General features: G+C 67.0%; 16 protein-coding genes. 6 read left to right on the top strand and 10 right to left on the bottom strand.

What is annotated here, in order from left to right; all coding sequences use genetic code 11:
• Positions 1-296: 296 nt before the first annotated feature.
• The gene (locus ACFRJ8_RS16680; RefSeq protein ID WP_377987263.1) at positions 297-992 is read left to right on the top strand and encodes a queuosine precursor transporter; all 696 of its coding nucleotides are present in this window, start codon (positions 297-299) and stop codon (positions 990-992) included.
• 140 nt (positions 993-1,132) lie between these two features.
• On the opposite strand, the gene ACFRJ8_RS16675 is transcribed toward ACFRJ8_RS16680, so the two are convergent.
• Complete coding sequence (locus tag ACFRJ8_RS16675; protein WP_377987262.1) at positions 1,133-2,071, bottom strand: hypothetical protein; 939 nt, start codon at positions 2,069-2,071, stop codon at positions 1,133-1,135.
• Positions 2,072-2,317: 246 nt separating this feature from the next.
• Entirely contained in the window at positions 2,318-3,331 is a 1,014-nt protein-coding gene (locus ACFRJ8_RS16670; protein WP_377987261.1) for a LacI family DNA-binding transcriptional regulator, read from the bottom strand.
• Between the two features lie 154 nt (positions 3,332-3,485).
• Here ACFRJ8_RS16670 and ACFRJ8_RS16665 point away from each other — a divergent pair, with 154 nt between their 5' ends.
• Complete coding sequence (locus ACFRJ8_RS16665) at positions 3,486-4,664, top strand: Gfo/Idh/MocA family protein (RefSeq protein WP_377987260.1); 1,179 nt, start codon at positions 3,486-3,488, stop codon at positions 4,662-4,664.
• A complete protein-coding gene (locus ACFRJ8_RS16660; protein ID WP_377987259.1) occupies positions 4,661-5,680 on the top strand; it encodes a sugar phosphate isomerase/epimerase family protein in 1,020 nt (339 codons plus the stop codon). Before ACFRJ8_RS16665 ends, ACFRJ8_RS16660 begins: the two co-directional genes overlap by 4 nt.
• Positions 5,681-5,815: 135 nt before the next feature.
• On the opposite strand, the gene tgt is transcribed toward ACFRJ8_RS16660, so the two are convergent.
• The 8 genes from tgt to ACFRJ8_RS16620 form a co-directional block, all read right to left on the bottom strand.
• Entirely contained in the window at positions 5,816-7,114 is a 1,299-nt protein-coding gene (gene tgt, locus ACFRJ8_RS16655) for a tRNA guanosine(34) transglycosylase Tgt (RefSeq protein WP_377987258.1), read from the bottom strand.
• A 33-nt stretch (positions 7,115-7,147) separates the two neighbouring features.
• Positions 7,148-7,873 (bottom strand): SRPBCC domain-containing protein, encoded by a 726-nt coding sequence (locus ACFRJ8_RS16650; protein WP_377987257.1) that lies wholly within the window; start codon positions 7,871-7,873, stop codon positions 7,148-7,150.
• A 47-nt stretch (positions 7,874-7,920) separates the two neighbouring features.
• On the bottom strand, positions 7,921-9,027 hold the full coding sequence (locus tag ACFRJ8_RS16645) for a DUF6707 family protein (protein ID WP_377987256.1): 1,107 nt from the start codon (positions 9,025-9,027) through the stop codon (positions 7,921-7,923).
• Between the two features lie 120 nt (positions 9,028-9,147).
• Positions 9,148-9,687, bottom strand: coding sequence for an NUDIX hydrolase family protein (locus ACFRJ8_RS16640; protein WP_277526612.1), 540 nt, complete (start codon positions 9,685-9,687; stop codon positions 9,148-9,150).
• A gap of 43 nt (positions 9,688-9,730) precedes the next feature.
• Positions 9,731-10,372, bottom strand: a complete 642-nt coding sequence (locus ACFRJ8_RS16635) for an RraA family protein (protein WP_377987255.1) — start codon at positions 10,370-10,372, stop codon at positions 9,731-9,733.
• Positions 10,369-10,824, bottom strand: a complete 456-nt coding sequence (locus ACFRJ8_RS16630; protein WP_377987254.1) for a RidA family protein — start codon at positions 10,822-10,824, stop codon at positions 10,369-10,371. The genes ACFRJ8_RS16635 and ACFRJ8_RS16630 overlap by 4 nt, the downstream gene beginning before the upstream one ends.
• The gene (locus ACFRJ8_RS16625; protein WP_377987253.1) at positions 10,821-12,221 is read right to left on the bottom strand and encodes an MFS transporter; all 1,401 of its coding nucleotides are present in this window, start codon (positions 12,219-12,221) and stop codon (positions 10,821-10,823) included. The genes ACFRJ8_RS16630 and ACFRJ8_RS16625 overlap by 4 nt, the downstream gene beginning before the upstream one ends.
• A 133-nt stretch (positions 12,222-12,354) precedes the next feature.
• On the bottom strand, positions 12,355-13,536 hold the full coding sequence (locus ACFRJ8_RS16620) for a PucR family transcriptional regulator (protein WP_377987252.1): 1,182 nt from the start codon (positions 13,534-13,536) through the stop codon (positions 12,355-12,357).
• A gap of 203 nt (positions 13,537-13,739) precedes the next feature.
• Here ACFRJ8_RS16620 and ACFRJ8_RS16615 point away from each other — a divergent pair, with 203 nt between their 5' ends.
• From ACFRJ8_RS16615 to ACFRJ8_RS16605, 3 genes are read left to right on the top strand one after another with little or no spacing between them, the layout of a single operon-like run.
• Positions 13,740-15,071 carry an MFS transporter gene (locus ACFRJ8_RS16615; RefSeq protein WP_377987251.1) on the top strand — a complete coding sequence of 444 codons (1,332 nt, stop codon included), beginning with the start codon at positions 13,740-13,742 and terminating at the stop codon, positions 15,069-15,071.
• On the top strand, positions 15,068-16,693 hold the full coding sequence (locus tag ACFRJ8_RS16610; protein ID WP_377987250.1) for a thiamine pyrophosphate-dependent enzyme: 1,626 nt from the start codon (positions 15,068-15,070) through the stop codon (positions 16,691-16,693). The genes ACFRJ8_RS16615 and ACFRJ8_RS16610 overlap by 4 nt, the downstream gene beginning before the upstream one ends.
• Before the next feature lie 12 nt (positions 16,694-16,705).
• Complete coding sequence (locus ACFRJ8_RS16605) at positions 16,706-18,136, top strand: gamma-aminobutyraldehyde dehydrogenase (RefSeq protein WP_377987249.1); 1,431 nt, start codon at positions 16,706-16,708, stop codon at positions 18,134-18,136.
• The last annotated feature ends 2 nt before the right edge of the window (positions 18,137-18,138 follow it).

Raw genomic sequence — 18,138 nt, 5'->3', positions numbered from 1 at the left:
CCGCCGGCGAATTCGCCGAATTCGCCGGAAGCGCCCCGGATCGCCGCATATTTCCGGCGACTACGAGCGATTCCGGCGAACTCGCGGCTACTGGCCGTGTCCACACAGTCGTGCCCCGGAACCGGCGCCCCCACACCAATGCGCCGGAGCCGCCGTGCCTGCGCCGCCGGGTGCGAGAATGGAGGCGGTTCCGGCGTCGTGTGTCACCGGGCCGTCCAGTGCTAATACAGCCGGCCGTCCAGCGTCTTCCCTTGGGAGCGCGGGCCGCCGAGCGAACCACTACGAATGGAATGCCCATGACTTCCGCCAAGACTTTCCCGGCGTCAGCTCCGCCGAGATTCGCCTCGATCGGTTCCCCGTATTTCGGCATCATGCTCGCCGTCATGGCCGTGGTGCTGATCCTGTCCAACATCGGGGCGTCCAAGGGCGTGGCGATCGGCCCCGTCATCACGGACGGCGGTTTCTTCCTCTTCCCGCTGGCCTACATTCTGGGCGACGTCATCAGCGAGGTCTATGGCTTCAAAGTGGCGCGCAAGGCCATCATCACTAGCTTTGCGCTGTCCGTCTTCGCGTCCCTCTGCTACTGGGTCATCATCGCCCTTCCGGGGTTCGACGACGAGTACGGTGCCTCCAAGCAGACGGCCCTGGTAGGCGCCCTGGGGCCGGTCCCGCAGATCGTGCTGGCATCGCTGCTGGCCTTCCTCGCTGGCCAGACCATCAACTCTTGGATTCTCGTCAAGATGAAGGCGCGGACCGGAGAAAAGTCCCTTTGGGCGCGCATCATGGGCTCCTCCGTGGCCGGAGAATTCGTGGACACGCTGATCTTCTGCAGCATCGCCGCGTCTGTGATTGGCATTACCGACGCCGGGATGTTCGTGAACTACGTCCTCGTGGGCTTCCTCTACAAGACCCTCGTGGAGTTCGCCTTCGTGCCCCTGACAGCGCTCGCCATCGGCTGGGTCAAGAAGCGCGAACCGAGCTACGGGGCCTAGGGCTCCGTCCACGGCCGCCGCTAGACTCCGCCTTCGGCCGCCGCCCACTCCGCCGGTGGTCGCCGCCCCCAATTCGCCGGAAACCTGCGGGATCGCCGTAAGTTTCGGGCGACGTCGCGGGCTTCCGGCGAATTCGACGCTCACGGATGCGGGCGGCCGGCCAGCGCACGAAGCAGACGGCTCTTGAATTCCTGTTCCAGGAACAGGTCCTTCCACTCAACGCGGACGAACCGCCAGCCCTCTTCGGTCAGGGCCTTCTCGCGGCGCCGTTCCTCGAAGACCACGTCGGCTGTGGGGCTGTAATCGAAGTACTTGATCTTGCCGTCGAACTCGAGGGCGACCTTCTCTTCCTTCCACGCAAAGTCCAGACGGTGGCGCCCAGCGCGGCTCCATACTTCAAGCTGCGGCTCAGGGGGCTTGATCCGGCACCGCAGGATCAGGTCGCGGGTCAAGGTCTCGCCCGGAGATTCGGACCGCGGATCGGCCGAGGCGAGGACGCGGCGGAACGTCCGGATCCCTCGCCGTCCGTCCAAATCATCTGCCATGGACTGCAGGACGGTCAGGTCCGCGCCGAGGCGAAGCGCGTGGTCAGTGAGGATCAATGCCTGCCTATAGGGCAGCAGCATGGCGCAATCGGCCGTTGTGCGCTCCAAAGAAGTCGTCCGGAGACCGTCCACAACTGCGACGTCGTGATCGGCGAAGGGACGCGTGTGGCAGCGGACGTCCCTGCCGTGGCGCTCATTCGAAGGGCGCACTTTCTGGAGGATGTGGATCGCATCATCCACGTCCCACAAGTGGAGGCGGCGGAGGCGCGCTGCGGAAATGTGGCTGTAGAGGAAGGTGCCTGTCGACGTCGTGCACGTTCCGTGGGCGTGGGCGTAGATGAGCTGCCGGCCGCGGACGATGGGGGACTGGGCGCGCCACAGGCTGGCTCGGATGTAGCAGCCGTACCTGAGCCGGACGATGACGCCTGAGTCCAGAAGCGAGTGGATCGCGCGCGAGCCGTAGCCGAGCTCCAGCAGTTGCTCGGTCCGCCAGAGGTTGCCCGTCGGCGGCAGCTCCAAAGGGTTCTGCGTCATGCCACCAGCCTGAGCTGCCGGGGGAACGGGCGGCAGTCCCCGCCGTCGTTATGTGGAAAACGCGGGGCCGCACCGGGACTTGTTGCGACCGCTCTTTTTGGGAAGGTGTGCCGCCCAGTTCGCCGGAACGCGGCGGAAGCGCCGGAAATTTACGGCGAGTTCGGTGGCTTCCCGCGATTTCGACGGCGGGCGGGCCGGGGGGCGGGTGGGCGGGCCGGTTGGCGGGACGTGCCCGGCGAGGCCGTGTCAGCCGGAAACGCGGGCCGTGGTGCCGCGGACGATGAGGGCTGGCTCGATCAGCTTGCGCCGGGGTTCGAGCGTGGGGTCCTGGATCCGTGCCAGCAGGGTGTTGGCGACATCGGACCCTACAACGTCGCTGCGGTTGTCCACCGAGGTCAGGTCCAGGTACCGCGACTTGGCCAGCTGGGAGTTGTCGTAGCCCATCACGGAGAGGTCTGCCGGTACGGACAAGCCGCGGGCCTTGGCTGCGGCGAGCGAGCCCAGGGCCATGGTGTCGTTGGCTGCGAACAGGGCGGTTGTGTCGGGGTGGTGGTCGAGCAGCCAGCAGGCGGCGGCGTAGCCATCCTCCTCCGAGGTCCCCTGGGATTCACCGGCAATCAGGACCTCGACGCCGGCCTCCACGATGCCGCCGCGGAAACCGTCCCGCCGGTGGGCAGCGGCGCCGCCGGAGCCCGAAAGGTGTCCGATCCGCGTGTGGCCGAGCCCCAGCAGGTGCTCCGCCGCGATGCGGCCGCCGCCGTCGTCGTCGTTCGTAATGAGGTCGGCGCCTGAGGGTACGCCGTTTCGCCAGCCGGCGACGACGGCGGGAACCCAGGTCCCGGCCATCATGGACTCGCTTGGCTCGGCGGCGATGACGAGGCCCTCCACGTGCATGGACAGCAGCCCGTCGGTGGCTTCGGTGATGCGGTTCTCGCCCGGCCGGGAGTCCGCGAGGGTGACCTGGTAACCGTGCGGGGACAGCGCGGATTCGATGCCGCGAAGGAGGTCTACGAACCAGAGATTCCGGAAGTCCTCAATGACCAGCCCGATGCTTTTCGTCTGACTGCTGGCGAGCGTGGTCGCGGCCCGGCTGGGCCGGTAACCGAGCTCCGCCATGGCCGTCCGGACTGCCTCCCGGCGCTTCTCACTGACCTTCGACGGGTTTTGAAGCACTAGGGACACCAGCGACGGGGAGACGCCGGCGCTCTTGGCGACGTCGTAGATCGTCGGGCGGCGGGTTCGAGGGGTGTTCAACGACATCTGCAGAGCCTTTCACGTCTCATCCGAGGATAACCAGTCGACCATTGACAGGACATATGGACATAGCTATGCTTTTGTTCGGCGCTGATTTTTGTAGCGCTCCAATTTTCTAGCGTCGGGCCGTCGGCCTGGCCGAATTTCAAAGGAGAAATCGATGGCTGACAGTTTGGGAGTCGCCGTAATCGGCGCCGGAATGGCAGGAAAAGCGCATGCGGCCGCGTACCGTACGGCGTCCGCGCTCTACAGCCCGGTTCTCCCTCCTATCCGGCTGGTCTCGATCGGCGACGTCAACGCCGAGTTCGGTTCCCTGGCCGCAAAGCGTTTTGGCTACGAACGCAATGACACCTCGTGGCAGGCAATCGCCAAGGCCGATGACATCGACGTCGTGAGCGTCGTGATCGCGAACTCCCTCCACCGCGAAGTCGTGGAGGGCCTGCTGGCCGCCGGCAAGCACGTGCTGTGCGAGAAGCCGCTGAGTGACTCGATCGAGGACGCCCGCGCCATGGCCGAGGCCGCCCGCAACGCCAGTTCGATCGCCCGGATCGGGTTCACCTTCCGCCGCACGCCGGGTATCGCCTACATCCGCGACCTCATCCGTACCGGCGTCCTGGGCAACGTCCTGCACTTCAGCGGCCGCTACTGGACCGACTACGGGTTCAGCCCGTCGGCGCCCATGAGCTGGCGTTACAAGGGCGGCCCGGGTTCCGGCGCACTGGCCGACGTCGGCAGCCACCTGACGTACGTCGCCGAGTTCCTCTGCGGCGACATCAAGTCCATCAGTGGCGGGCGCCTCAGCACCGTGATCGACAAGCGCCCCTTGCCGCTCGGCGCCGTCATGGGCCACGACCACGCCGCGGTCAGCGACACGTTCGAGCCGGTCGAAAACGACGACTACGCGGTGTTCTCCGCCGAATTCGAGAACGGCGCCGGCGGCTTCGAGGTCTCCCGAGTCGCCGCCGGGCACGCCAACAGCCTCATCTTCGAGGTCTTCTGCGAGAACGGCGCCGCCCGGTTCGACCAGCGGCGCCCCGCGGAGATCGAGCTGTTCCTCAACGACGGCCCGGCCAACGAGAACGGCTACCGCCAGGTCATCCTCGGACCCGGACACCCCTATATCGCCGGCGGCCTGGCCATGGACGCGCCCAGCGTCGGATTCGGCCAGAACGACGCCTTCGCCTACCAGTCCCGGGCATTCCTCGAGGAAGTCGCCGGCCTCAGTGAGGCGGAGTCCCTGCCCCGCTGCGCCACGTTCGACGAGGGCGTGCGCAACATGGAACTGCTCGGCGCGGTCACCGAATCCGCCCTCAACAACGGAAAGAAAATCACGCTATGAAACTCGGTGTCTACAACGCCATCCTGCACGACCGGCCCCTTCCTGAGGCGCTCAAGGTCATCGCCGATCTGGGACTGACTGGCATCGAAATCAACACTGGTGGATTCCTGCCGGCCGTCCACGTCCCCACCATGGACCAGATCCTGGAAAGCGACGCTGCCCGCGACGACTACCTGGCGATCTTCGAGGGGACCGGCGTCTCAATCGCCGGCCTGAACTGCAACGGCAACCCGCTGCACCCCAAGCGTGAAATCGGCGAGAAGCACGCCGAGGACATCCGCCGGTCCATCCGGCTGGCGCAACGGCTGGGACAGGACCGCGTGGTCACCATGTCCGGCCTGCCCGGCGGCGAGCCCGGGGCCACCACGGTCAACTGGGTGGTCAACGCCTGGAACTCGGCCGCACTGGACGTACTGGACTACCAGTGGGGCATCGCGGCCGACTTCTGGAAGGAAACCGACCGCCTCGCGGCCGATCACGGCGTGAAGGTTGCCCTCGAGCTGCACCCGCAGAACATCGTGTTCAATACAGCCGATGTCCGCAAGCTCATCGAGCTCACCGGCGCGACCCACGTGGGCGTCGAACTGGACGCCTCGCACCTGTTCTGGCAGCAGATGGATCCGGTGGCGGTGGTCCGCGAACTCGGTCCGCTGGTCTTCCAGGCCGCGGCGAAGGACGTCCGCGTGAACACCGGCAACGCCGCGCTCTATGGCGTCCTCGACAACAGCTTCCGCCGGCTCTCCCCGGAGGAGAACCGGACCAACCTCGGCGGCGACGAGTGGGCCAACGAGTGGCCCAAGGACTCCGCCTGGGACTTCGTGGCTCTGGGCCGCGGGCACGACACCGCCTACTGGACCGAGTTCCTGCGCGCGCTGTACGAGGTGGACCCCAACATGCTGGTCAACATCGAACACGAGGACGTCTCCCTGGGCCGGATCGAGGGCCTCCAGGTGGCGGCCAAGGTGCTGCGGGACGCTGACGCGGCACTCTCGGCGTCGCTGCACCTGACGGCCTGATGGCCCAACGGCCCAGCAAGCGACTTCCACGCCGAGGCCGCCGGAATGCTGCGGGGTCGCCGGAAACTTCCGGCGATCTGGGACGGTTCCGGCGACCTCGACGCTTCGACGCCGGGCCGGGGACGGCGGGGCGCCCTAGGAGTAGTAGTTCCGCAGGGTCTCGGCCTTGAACTCGAAGAAGTTGCCGGCCTCGATGGCGAGACGGGCGTCGTCGACCATCTTCACCACGAAGCGTTCGTTGTGGATTGAGATCAGAGTGGCCGAGACCATCTCCTTGGCCTTGAACAGGTGGTGGATGTAGGCCCGCGAATAGTTCAGGCAGGCGTAGCAGTCGCAGCCTTCCTGCAGCGGGCCGAAGTCGCGCTTGTACTTGGCGCCGGAGAGGTTGTACCGGCCGGTGGGGTGATAGAACGCAGAGTTGCGGGCCACCCGGGTGGGGGAGACACAGTCGAAGGTGTCCGCGCCGTTTTCAATGGCGGTGAAGATGTCGTCCGGTTCGGAGATGCCCAGCAGGTGCCGCGGCTTGTTCTCGGGCAGTTCCTCGTTGCACCAGCGCACGATCGTGCCGAGGTTCTCCTTTTCCAGGGCCCCGCCGATGCCGAAGCCGTCGAAGTTCATCGCGCCGAGGTCGCGGCAGGCCTTGCGGCGCAGGTCCTCGTACTGGGCACCCTGGATCACCCCGAACAGGGCCTGGTACGGCTTGCCGGCGCGCTCGTTCGTGAGCCGGAAGTGCTCGGTGATGCACCGTTCGGCCCAGCGCCGGGTCCGTTCAAGGGACTCCTCCTGGTAGCCGCGGGAGTTCTGCAGCGTGGTGAGCTCGTCGAACGCGAACATGATGTCCGCGCCAATCTGGTGCTGGACATTCATCGAGATCTCGGGGCTGAAGCGGTGCCGGTCGCCGTTGAGGTGGCTCTTGAACCACACGCCTTCCTCATCCACGTGGGCCAGGCGTTCCTTGCCGGGAGCCACGGCGTCGTCGGGACCGGAATTGTCCACCGACTTCATGTCGATGACCTTTTTGAACCCCGAGCCCAGGCTCATCACCTGGAACCCGCCGGAATCGGTGAACGTGGGCCCGCGCCAGTTCATGAACGCCCCGAGGCCCCCGGCCTCGTCCAGGATGTCCGCGCCCGGCTGCAGGTACAGGTGGTACGCGTTGGCCAGCACGGCCTGCGCGCCGAGATCGGCAATGGATTCCGGCAGCACGGATTTGACCGTGGCCTTGGTGCCGACGGCGATGAACGCCGGGGTCTGGATCTCCCCGTGCGGGGTGGCGATGGTGCCGGTCCGGCCCAGGAACTCACCGCCGTTGGCGGCGACCTGCTCGGCCGACGGCGGGCACGCCTCGCTCAGGCGCTTGCCGACGCGGAAGGAAAACTCGGACTGCCGGGCAGGCGCAGGGGGCAAAGAGGCGAAGTCAGGATTGGCTGGCACGGTTCAAGTGTGCCAGCTAACGCGGCCCTTGCCTTAGTGGACGGGATCCGATGTGGGGTAGTTCTCAGCCCGCCACTTGTCCCAGTAATTGCGGATCGCGTCCAGCTGGTGGGCCCCGAGGTCGTAAGTGGAGACGATCGCGAGGGATCCGCCGTCGGGCCGGACCTCAGAGATGGCGGGCTGGTCCGCCACGATCAGCAGGCCGTCCCCGTGCTCGGCGTAGTGGTGGACCGTCAGGCCAACTTGATGGTTGCTGCGGAACCACACCTTGCCGGAGATTTCCTCGCCTGTGGGCAGGGTAAGCGAATACGGGTCCCCGGGTGCCGGGACGTCGCTGAGCCCGAGTTTTTCTATCGCGGACCCGCCTGTGCCGGGCACGGAGAAGAAAAAGGTCCGGCGCTTCCCGTGCGGGTGCCGTTCCAGGGCAAAGCGCAACTGGTGGAGGAAGGTCAGCCAGCCCTGGGTGATGTCCTCGTCCCAGGCCGCCCACTCGGAATTGTGGTCGATCGCTGCCCGGGTGACGCTGACTTCCGTGCCCGTGGGGACAGGTTTCAAGGTGAAGACGTCGCCGCCGTCCACCACCAGGGAGGTGTGGTCTGCGCCTTCCACCACGTTGGGGCCGAAGTAGATTTCGGTGATTTCGGCCTCTTGGTCATCGGCCACCCAGCCGTGCCATTGGGCGATCTTGCCGGGTTCGCGCAGCATGGTCCAAACTTGCTGCGCGTCAGAATTAATCACAACGCTCAGATTGTTCGTCATGGGCCGAATCTACAACGCCCGGCCGCGGCGGGGTAGGGGCAAATGCTTCAGGCGCGGACTGATTCGAGCTCGTTGCCGATCCGGCGTTCCAGCTCGGCGGTGCCAACCGTTTCGGAGCCGCCGTGGGCGCGCAGGAACAGGAGCGCCTCGAGCCGCAGCAGGCGCCATTCGCGTTCCGCGTCCGGGTTCGCGTTGTCGATCGAGCGGAAGATTTCCTTGTCGTACAGATTGGGCTCGTTGAGCGAGCGCTGGCGCACCTTGGCGTTGATCCTGGCCTTGAACGGGTCCGTTTCCATGGCCTCCGGCGCGCGGAGGAATTTCTCGTAGATTCCGGCGCGCTGGTCCTGCCCCAGCTGGCGGCAAATGTAGCTCGAGAGCGCCAGGGTTGACTCCACGGAAGCCCAGCGGTCGGGGTTGCCGTCGAACGGCAGGACGTTGAGCAGGTCCGCGACCGCCAGGGCGTTGTCGGCATCCTTGAGGGTGATGAAGAGCTCGTGCGCAAGGTCGCTGAGGTCCTTCAGGCAGCTGCCGGACTTGGTGTTGATGCCCTTGGCGAGCCGCTCACTGAGCAGGAGCACACCGACGGCGCCCTGATGGGCCTCGGCCGCGGCCGCCACGACAGACTCCGGCGTGCCGTCGGGGACCGGGATGAGCGCCAGGTCCGCGTCGCTGGGCCCGCCCACCGCAGGCGGCGCAACGGGCTGGGGAGGGACGACGACGGCGGCCGCCGTATTGTCGGACTCAGCTGCGTCGGTCACCTCCCCTTCCGGTTCGGGGGAGGGGCCGGACGCCGGAAGTTCGGGTGCGGCGTCGCCGGATGGAGCCGGAAGTTCGGGGGCGCCGTCGTCGGGCGCGTCGTCGGAAGGGGATGGGGCGCCGGCGGCGCCCGCACCTGGTGCGTCGTCGGACGCAGCTGCGGTGCCGGACTCGGCGTCGTCGGTGACCCGGATCGTTGATCCCGCCGCGATCCGCAGCACACCGCCGCCGCTGAGGGTGGCCAAAACCATGGCGGGAGTCCCAAAATCGTCGGCTTCGACGTCGACTCTATGGATCTCGGCGGAGCGGTTTCCGTCGGGCAGGATCAGGTGGTCGCCGGCCCGAAGGGATCCAGCCTGCTGTTCGCTGTAATTCCGGGAGGCTGGGGGGTGGGTCATCGGGAGTCCTTAAAGTTCTCTTGCGGTCCGCCCACCAGTCTACAAAATCAGGTGCGTGAAGTCGGGGACGCCCGGGACGCCCCGAGCGTCCCCGGACCGCGCTGGACCCGAGGGTGTCGGCTAGTTGCCGACTCCCGCGAAGGCCAGCGCCTGCCGGATCAGTGCCCCCCGGCCGCCGCTGAATTCCAGTTGTACGTCCGTGCTCATGACCTCTTGCGGGGTCATCCAGGTCAGCTCGAGGGCGTCCTGGCGCGGGGAGCATTCGCCGGTGACGGGAATGATGTACGCCAGGGCAACGGCGTGCTGGCGGTCGTCCGTGAAGCCGGTGTGGGAAGGCGACGGGAAGTACTCGGCCACCGTGAACGGCACCGGGCTGACCGGCAGTTGCGGGAAGGCAAGCGGGCCCAGGTCCTTCTCCATGTGGCGGAGCAGGGCGGCGCGGATGGTCTCGCGGTAGAGAACGCGGCCGGACACCAGCGAACGGACCATGGCGCCGTCCTCGTCGGCCTGCAGCAGGGTGCCGACCTCGTTCACGAACCCGAGGGGGTCCAGTCGGACCGGAACGGCCTCGACATAGACCATCGGCAGCTTGCCCCGCGCTTCGAACAGGTCGTCGTCGGAGAGCCAGCCGGGATTCGGGTCAGGGGTGCGCACATTCATGGTTAAGTTCTACCCCATCCCTGCCCCGAACCCCGCGCCGTCCTCAGAACGCCAGCACCGATTCCAACGGCTCGCCGGATGCGATCCGTGCCAGCAACGCCGGCTCGGCGGCGTCGGAGGCGAGCGCCTGGCCCAGGACCTCGGCTGCCACCTCCGGGGACAGAACGATCACGCCGTTGTCGTCCCCGAGCACCCAGTCGCCCGGACTGACCTGGACGCCACCGCACTGCACCGGGACATTCACCGCGGAGCCGCCGCTGCGGACCCGCTTGGTGGTCAGGCACGAAGTCCCGCGGGCGAAGACCGGCAGACCGGTGGCGCGGAGCTCCAGGATGTCGGTGGCCACGCCGTCGACGACGACGCCGGCGGCGCCTTGCGCGGTGGCCGCTGCCGCGGTGACGGCGCCCACCGGCGCGTGCCGGTGGTCTCCGGACATGTCCACCACGAGCACCGCGCCGGGGTACAGCGCCAGCAGTGCCCGATTCATGGCGTAGGCGTCATGGTCCGCAATGCGCACCGTGACCGCCGGGCCCGCCACCTTGACGCCGTCGAGCAGCGACCGGATGGCCGGATCCACGAATCCGTCCTCCAGGAAGTGCCCAATCGTGGGGTAGCTGACGGCGGCGAGCCCCTCGGCAAGTCCGCCGGCGAGCTCGCCGCTAAGCACGGCGCTTCCGGTGCTCACTGAGCCTCCGGCGCCGTCGTGCCGGCAACCACGGCCACGCAGTCGATTTCCAGCGCGACGCCCCACAGGCTCACGCAGACCGTGGTCCGCGCAGGCCGGGCCGCCGCAAAGAACTCCGCGTAGACCCGGTTGTAGGCTTCGAGCCGGTCCGGATCAGTGAGGTACGCGTTGACCTTGACCACGTGCTCCAGGCCGGACCCTGCCGCCTCCAGCACGGACCGGAGGTTGATGATGGTCTGGCGCACCTGGTCCTCGAACGTGTCCGGCTGGTGGTCCAGCCCGCTGATAGCGGGGATTTGGCCGGCGGTGAAGACAAACCCGTTGGCGACGACCGCCTGGGAGAAGGGCCCGACGGCGGCCGCGCCGCCCGGGATCTGCGCGATCCGGCGGACCGCCCCGTTTACGGGAGGAACAGCGGGAAGGGCATTGGGGACAACGTCCTGAACTGTCATTTGGCAGCCACCGCTTCGGCGGACGGGTCCGTGTTTGCGCCGGCGGTCGTGTCGGTGACTGCGTCCAAGGGGGCGGAGTCGACGGCGTCGATGTTGCCATGCCGGGTTTCGGTCAGGACGAACAAGGCACAGAGCGAGACGAGGGCGGCGGCCATGATGTACCACGCGATGGAGGAGCTCTGGTGGGTCATGCCCAGCAGCCACGTGGTGATGAACGGCGTCGCGGCGCTGCCGAGGAGCCCGGAGAGCATGTACGCGACGGACAGCCCCGAGTAGCGGACCTTGGAGCCAAACAGTTCGGCGAGGAAGGTGGCGATCGGTCCGTAGTTGGCGGCGAAGGCCGTCATCATGGCCAGGTAGGCGACGAAGAGCAGCGGCACGGACTTGGTGTCCATCAGCCAGAACATCGGGAAGGCGAAGAGGGCCTCGGCGGCCACACCGGCGTAGATGATCGGCTTGCGGCCGAACTTGTCAGAAAGCTGACCGAAGAACGGGATCAGGACAAAGCACAGGGCGCAGGCGGCCAGAACGACCCACAGCATGAGGGCCTCCGAGTGGCCCAGTTCCTTCTTGCCGTAGGACACGCCGGACGCGACCAACAGCGTGAACGTGCTGCCGGTGGACAGGGTGGCGACACCGCCGAGGATAACCTGCTTCCAGTACTTGGCCATGAGGGCCGCGAAGGGGAGCTTGGCCTTGGCGCCGGCTTCCTTGACGGCCTGGAACGACGGGGTTTCCTCGATGTGCAGCCGGATGTAGATACCCACGGCCACGAGCAGCGCGGAGGCCAGGAACGGGATACGCCAGCCCCAGGCGAGGAGGGCTTCGGTGCTGACGGTCGAGGCGACAATGAGGAACGCGACGTTGGCGATCAGGGTCCCGGCGGGTACACCCACCTGGACCAGTGAACCGTAGAACCCGCGCCTGGAGGCTGGAGCGTGTTCCACCGTCATCAGGACGGCGCCGCCCCATTCGCCGCCCAGGGCCAGGCCCTGGATGACGCGTAGGAAGAGCAGCAGCAGAGGCGCCATGATGCCGATGCTGTTGTAGTCCGGCAGCAGGCCGATGGCGAAGGTGGCGGCGCCCATGGTCAGCAGTGAAATCAGGAGCATGGACTTCCGGCCCAGGCGGTCCCCGAAGTGGCCGAAGATGATGGCGCCCACCATGCGTGCAATGTAGGCGGAGGCGAAGGTGCCGAAGGCGAGCATGGTGCCCACGATGGGGTCGAAGCTGGGGAAGAAGATCTTGTTGAACACGAGCGCGGATGCTGTGCCGAATACAAAGAGGTCGTACCACTCGACGGTGGTGCCGATGACGCTGGCGAGGGCGATTTTACGCATCTTGGCCAGGTCCAGGCGGGCAGCCGCGTGGGAGGTGGTTTCTACCGATTGAGCCATCAATTTCTCCAGATGGGGGTGCGGGGACGAATGTCCGGTGCAAGGTAGTAGCCAACTATTCTGTGTTGGTGATCACACCTCAATGGCGAAAACCCCACCAAAAATGGGCCCGAAGTGTGTGTTCACACAACTGTTAGGCCCAGGCGACCACCAGCCGGGCCGCCTGGGTCGGAACGGTCAAATCGATTCCGGTCAATTCCTCAAAGCGGTTGAGCCGGTTCAGGATGGTGTTCCGGTGGCAGAAGAGCTGCTCCGCCGTGGCCGTGATGTTCCCGGTGGACAGGTAGTGCTGCACGGTTTCAGTAAGGCGCTCGCGTTCCCCGCCACGGCATTCCGCCATGTCCTCCTCCAGCTGGGCGGCGAGGTCGAGGCCGGCGTCCTGAAGGTTCTGCTGGGCCAGCCGGGTCCATGCCGCATCGGCGGACAGAGGGCCGTCATCTCCCGGGCGCAGCAGGGCGGCGAGGCTCTCCGCCGTGCGGGCAGCCGCGGGCAGGCCGCGCAGCCCGTGCACTTCCGGGACATAGCCGCAGGGGATGTCGGCCAAGAGCGGCGGCAGCGGAGGCACACTCCGGGTTTCCCTGGGCCGGGCAGGGAGCAGAGGCCAGAACAGGTAGGTATTCCCGCCTGATTCGTGCAGGAACAGCTTGTAGCGTCGCTGGCCCGAGCCGAATTGGGTGGCGGACGTACGCAGCCGTGCGCCGGCTTCCCCGCTGGCAGCTACAAGACCGCATCGCGAATCCGGCCCGATGCCCAGGGCGGAGCCCACCTGCGAGGACGTTTCGGCCGAGGGTGTGCTTTGGTTGAAGAGCCGCGCGATGAATTCGCGCTGGATGCTGGATTCTTCCTGAGCCATCCGCACGCGCTCGGTCAGGTAGCTCATGTGGGTCCGGGTGGCGAACTCGTCGACGACCCGCCAGACCAGATCCACGCGCGAGGCGAGCAGGCCGGCGTCCTCCGGTGCGGCGATCTCCAGGAGGTCGGCCCACAGGATGCTGAAATCCAACCGCACGGCTGACGTTAGAGACTCCGGCGGGATTCCGGCCCGTGCCCGCTTGGAGCCGAGATCCGAAGCGAAGGCGAGCAGCCCGTCCCGTGCCGTGTCTTCCGGGCCGCCCCGCAGCCCGTGGATGAGCCGGCGAAACGTTTCCCGCGCCGTGTCCCGGATTTCCAGGACAGTCACCTGGCTTTCGCCGTATTCCGGGATTTGCCGTACCCGGGCGGTGAAGGCCTGAGCCAGGATGTCCAGCCGCCCTTCCAGCTGGTCCACCAGCTCACTCCAACGGAACTCGGCCCCCGGCGATTGAAAATTGTGCATTCTCACATTCTAGGGTCACGGATGCGTGGCGCACTGCTAGTTATTTTGGAAAAAGCTACTGGCAGAATGGATGGAAGCACTTAGGGGTGAGCCTAATCACACCCCGCGGAACCATCCGCCTGGAGCGCCACCGACGGCTTTTTCCCGAATGGGGTGGTCGCACGGGCACCGGCAAAGACCAGTCATATTTCTTTGGAGTAAACATGGCAAGCAGCGCAAGCAACGCCACCACCATCCCCAGCCCGCTTGGGGTTGTCGATGAGAGCGTGGCCAAGAAAGTCGCCCTCGCGGCCCTCGTCGGAACGGCGCTGGAGTGGTACGACTTCTTCCTCTTCACCACCGCCGCGGCCCTGGTGTTCAACGCCCAGTACTTCGTGTCCCAGGACCCCTTCGTCTCGGCCATGAGCTCCTTCGCCACGCTGGCGGTCGGGTTCGTAGCCCGCCCGATCGGCGGCTTCATCTTCGGATCCCTGGGCGACAAGATCGGCCGCAAGAAGATCCTGATGGTCACCATCGTGGGCATCGGCGTCGTGACCGGCCTGATCGGCCTCCTGCCCAACTACGCGACTATCGGCGTCGCGGCACCCGTCCTGCTGGTCGCGCTGCGGATCCTGCAGGGACTCGCCGTCGGCGGTGAATGGAGCGGCGCGGTGATCATTGCCGTCGAAAACGCCCCCGTTGCTAAGCGTGCCCGCTATGCGGCCCTGCCGCAGATCGGGTCCCCCATCGGCACCATCCTGTCCTCCGGCGGGTTCTTCGGAATGCTGTACTTGGTGGGCCAGACCAACTTTGACGCGTGGGGCTGGCGCATCCCGTTCATCGCGGCGCTCCCGCTGCTGGCGATCTCCATGTGGATCCGCAGCAAGCTCAGCGAGTCCCCGGAATTCGAAGCGCTCATGGAGTCCGGCGAGACCGAGCACGCCCCCATCCGCGGAGTGCTGACAAAGAGCTGGCGCCAGATCCTGGTCGGCATGTGCTCTGCGCTGCTGGGCATCGGCGGCTTCTACCTCATCACCAGCTTCGTGGTCTTCTACGGCACCAAAGTGCTCAAGATGCCCTACGAAACCCTGCTGATGGGCTCGCTTCTCGCCGCGGTCTTCGAGATCTTCTTCCTGATCTGGGCCGGACGCATGGGCGAGAAGTTCGGCGCCAGCAAGGTCATCCTCTGGGGTGGCGTGGCCTCCGCGCTCGTCGCCGTCCCGGTCTTCCTGGCCATCGACACCGCCATCCCGGCCCTGGTCATCCTGGCCATGATCATCGGCGTGTGCACCCTGTCCATCCCATATGCCGTGTCCGGTACGGCCCTCACCGCGCTCTTCGCCACGAAGGTCCGCTACACCGGCGTCGCCATCACGTCCAACAGCGCCGGCGTCATCTCCGGTTTTGTGCCGCTGATCGCGACGGCCCTCGTGGCCGCCAACGGCAACTCGTTCTGGCCGGGTGCCATCATCCTGCTGGTCGTGTCCGTGCTGACCGCACTGTCCGGGATTCTCCTGCCGGCCCTCAGCATCGAAGAAGAAGGTATGAAGCATTGAGCACTACAACCACCGCCGGGCACCTGATTGTTGCCCAGCTGGAACGAGCCGGTATCCAGCGCGTCTACGGCGTCCCCGGGGAAAGCTTCCTGGATGTCCTGGACGGCCTGCACGGATCCTCCATTGAAACCGTGGTGACCCGCCACGAAGGCGGGGCCGGGTTCATGGCCCTCGCCGAAGGCCGGCTCACGGAGCTTCCGGGCGTGGCCATGGTGACCCGCGGCCCCGGCGCCGCCAACGTCTTCATCGCCATCCACACCGCGCACCAGGACGCCACCCCGATGATCCTGTTCGTGGGCCTCATCCCGGTCGCGGACCGCGGCCGGGAGTCGTTCCAGGAATTCGACATCAACGCCTGGTTCGGCAGCACCGCCAAGAAGGTCGTGACGCTTGACGACGCCGCCTCCGCCGCCCGCGTTGTGGACGACGCCATCTTCACGGCCCTCAGCGGCCGGCCGGGTCCCGTCGTCATCGGCCTCCCCGAAGACGTGCTGGTCCACGCCATTGAATCGGGCACAGTGGAACCCCGCACCATTGCCCGGCCCGAACCGTCAGCGGCGGACCTCGCCGGCCTGGAAGCGAAACTGACCGCGGCCAAGAAGCCCCTGATCGTGGTGGGCGGCGAAGGCTGGAACCAGGAATCCTCCGACGCGCTGGCCGGCTGGTCCTCCCGCCACGGCATCCCCGTGCTCGCGGATTTCCGCGCCTATGACGCCGTCCCGCACAGCGGCGACTCCTACGCCGGCTACCTCGGCTACGCCCGCAGCGATGCCAACGCACGCCGCCTCGATGAGGCCGATCTGCTGGTGTTCGTCGGCTGCGTCCGCGCCGACGTGCTCTCCGACGGCTACAAGCGCGGGCTGGATGCCGTCACCGTCGTCGTCCACCCCGGCGCCGATCTGCTGGGCCACTTCGGCCGGCTGGACCAGCACATCCCGGCCCACGTCGCGTCCTTCGCCACCGCGCTCGCCGCCACGGATTCCGCGGTGGAACCCGCGGCCGGCTGGCTGGCCGGGGCCCGCGCGGACTACGAAAAGTTCTCCACCGCACAGCCTGATGGTGGAACGGGAGTGGATCTCGCCGTCGTGATGGAAATCCTCAAGCAGGAAATGGATGACGACGCCGTCATCACCTACGGGGCCGGGAACCACTCGCTGTGGCCGGCCCGCTACCTCAAGCACAACACGGCGAACTCCCTCGCCGCGCCCCGCAACGGTGCCATGGGTATGGGGATCCCCGCCGCGGTGGCCGCCTCCCTGGCCTACCCCGGCCGCCAGGTGATCTCCGTTGCCGGCGACGGCTGCTTCATGATGAACGGCCAGGAAATGGCCACCGCCATGGGCCACGGCGGGAAGTTCATCGCCCTCGTGGTGGACAACGGCATCTTTGCCACGATCCGTGAGCACCAGGAAGGCCACTACCCGGGCCGCCCCTCGGGCACGCACATGACCAACCCGGACTTCGCCGCGCTGGCCCGGTCTTACGGTGGCTACGGCGAACGCGTGGAGAAGGCCGAGGACTTCGGCGCCGCGTTCCGCCGCGCCGTCGAATCCGGGCTGCCGGCGGTCCTGCACCTCCCGCAGGACCCCACCACCCGCTCACCCAAGACCGCCAGCAACTGACCGGAGCCCGCCATGATCACCCTGCACAACATCATCAACGGTGAGGTCGTCCAAGGCAGCGCCGCCGCAGACGGAACAGCAGTGGCCACCCTGCCGTTCTTCGACCCCGCCACCGGAGTCCAGCTCGGCACCGCCCCGGACAGCGACGCCGCCACCGTGGACCGCGCGTTCCAGGCCGCCCACTCCGCCTTCCAGAGCTACAAGCGGACCACCCCGGCCGAACGCCAGGCCATGATGCTCAAACTCGCCGACCTCATCGAAGCCAACGTCGACAGGCTCCTGGACGCCGAGGTGGCCTGCACCGGCAAGCCCCGCCAGGTGACCCGCGAGATCGAGATCCTCCGCGGCGCCGACCAGCTGCGCTTCTTTGCCGGCGCCTGCCGCGTGGTGTCCGGAACCGCCCAGACCGAATACGTCCGCGGCTTTTCCTCCACTGTCCGGCGCGAACCACTCGGCGTGGTCGCCCAGATCACCCCGTGGAACTACCCGTTCATGATGGCCATCTGGAAGATCGGACCGGCCCTGGCCGCCGGGAACACGCTGGTCCTGAAGCCGGCGGACACCACCCCCTGGTCCACCCTGGTCCTGGGCGAGCTGGCGCAGGAGGCCTACCCGGCCGGCGTCGTCAACGTCATCTGCGGCGGCCGGGGGACCGGTGCCGCCATGGTGGATCACGAGATCCCGGAAATGGTCTCCATCACCGGCTCCACCCGGGCCGGGGCGCAGGTGATGTCCGCGGCGTCGAAGACCCTCAAGGACGTCCACCTGGAACTCGGCGGCAAGGCACCCGCGATCGTCTTCGCGGACACCGACATTGACCTGGCGGCCAAGGAGATCGCGCTCGGCGCATTCTTCAACGCCGGCCAGGACTGCACCGCCGTGACCCGCGTGCTCGTGGAGAAATCCATCCACCAGGAGTTCGGTGCCGCGCTCGCCGCGGCCGCCGCGGCGCTGCAGGTCGGCGGCGACGCCGCGGACCTCGGGCCGCTGAACAGCGCTGCCCAGCTGGACCGGGTGGAGGGCTTCATGTCCCGGCTGCCCGCCAACGCGAAGGTCCTCTCCGGCGGCAAGCGCACCGGCACCGGCTACCACTTCGAGCCCACCGTGATCGACGGCGTCTTCCAGGCCGACGAGGTCGTGTGCGAGGAGATCTTCGGACCGGTGGTCACCGTCCAGCCGTTCGCCACGGAGGAGGAAGCCATCGAGCTCGCCAACGGGACGAAGTACGCGCTGGCGTCCAGCGTCTGGTCCAACAACCACGGCGTCGTCACCCGGGTATCCAACGAACTGGACTTCGGCGCCGTCTGGATCAACTGCCACCAGGTGATCCCGGCCGAGGCCCCGCACGGCGGTTTCAAGCACTCCGGCACCGGCAAGGACCTGTCCGTCTTTGGCCTGGAGGATTACACCCGCATCAAGTCCGTCACCACCTCCCACCGCTGAGA

It is taken from the genome of Arthrobacter sp. NPDC056886, from assembly GCF_042788715.1.
Taxonomy (GTDB): Bacteria; Actinomycetota; Actinomycetes; order Actinomycetales; family Micrococcaceae; genus Arthrobacter.
This window is presented reverse-complemented; position numbering and strand designations above follow the sequence as displayed.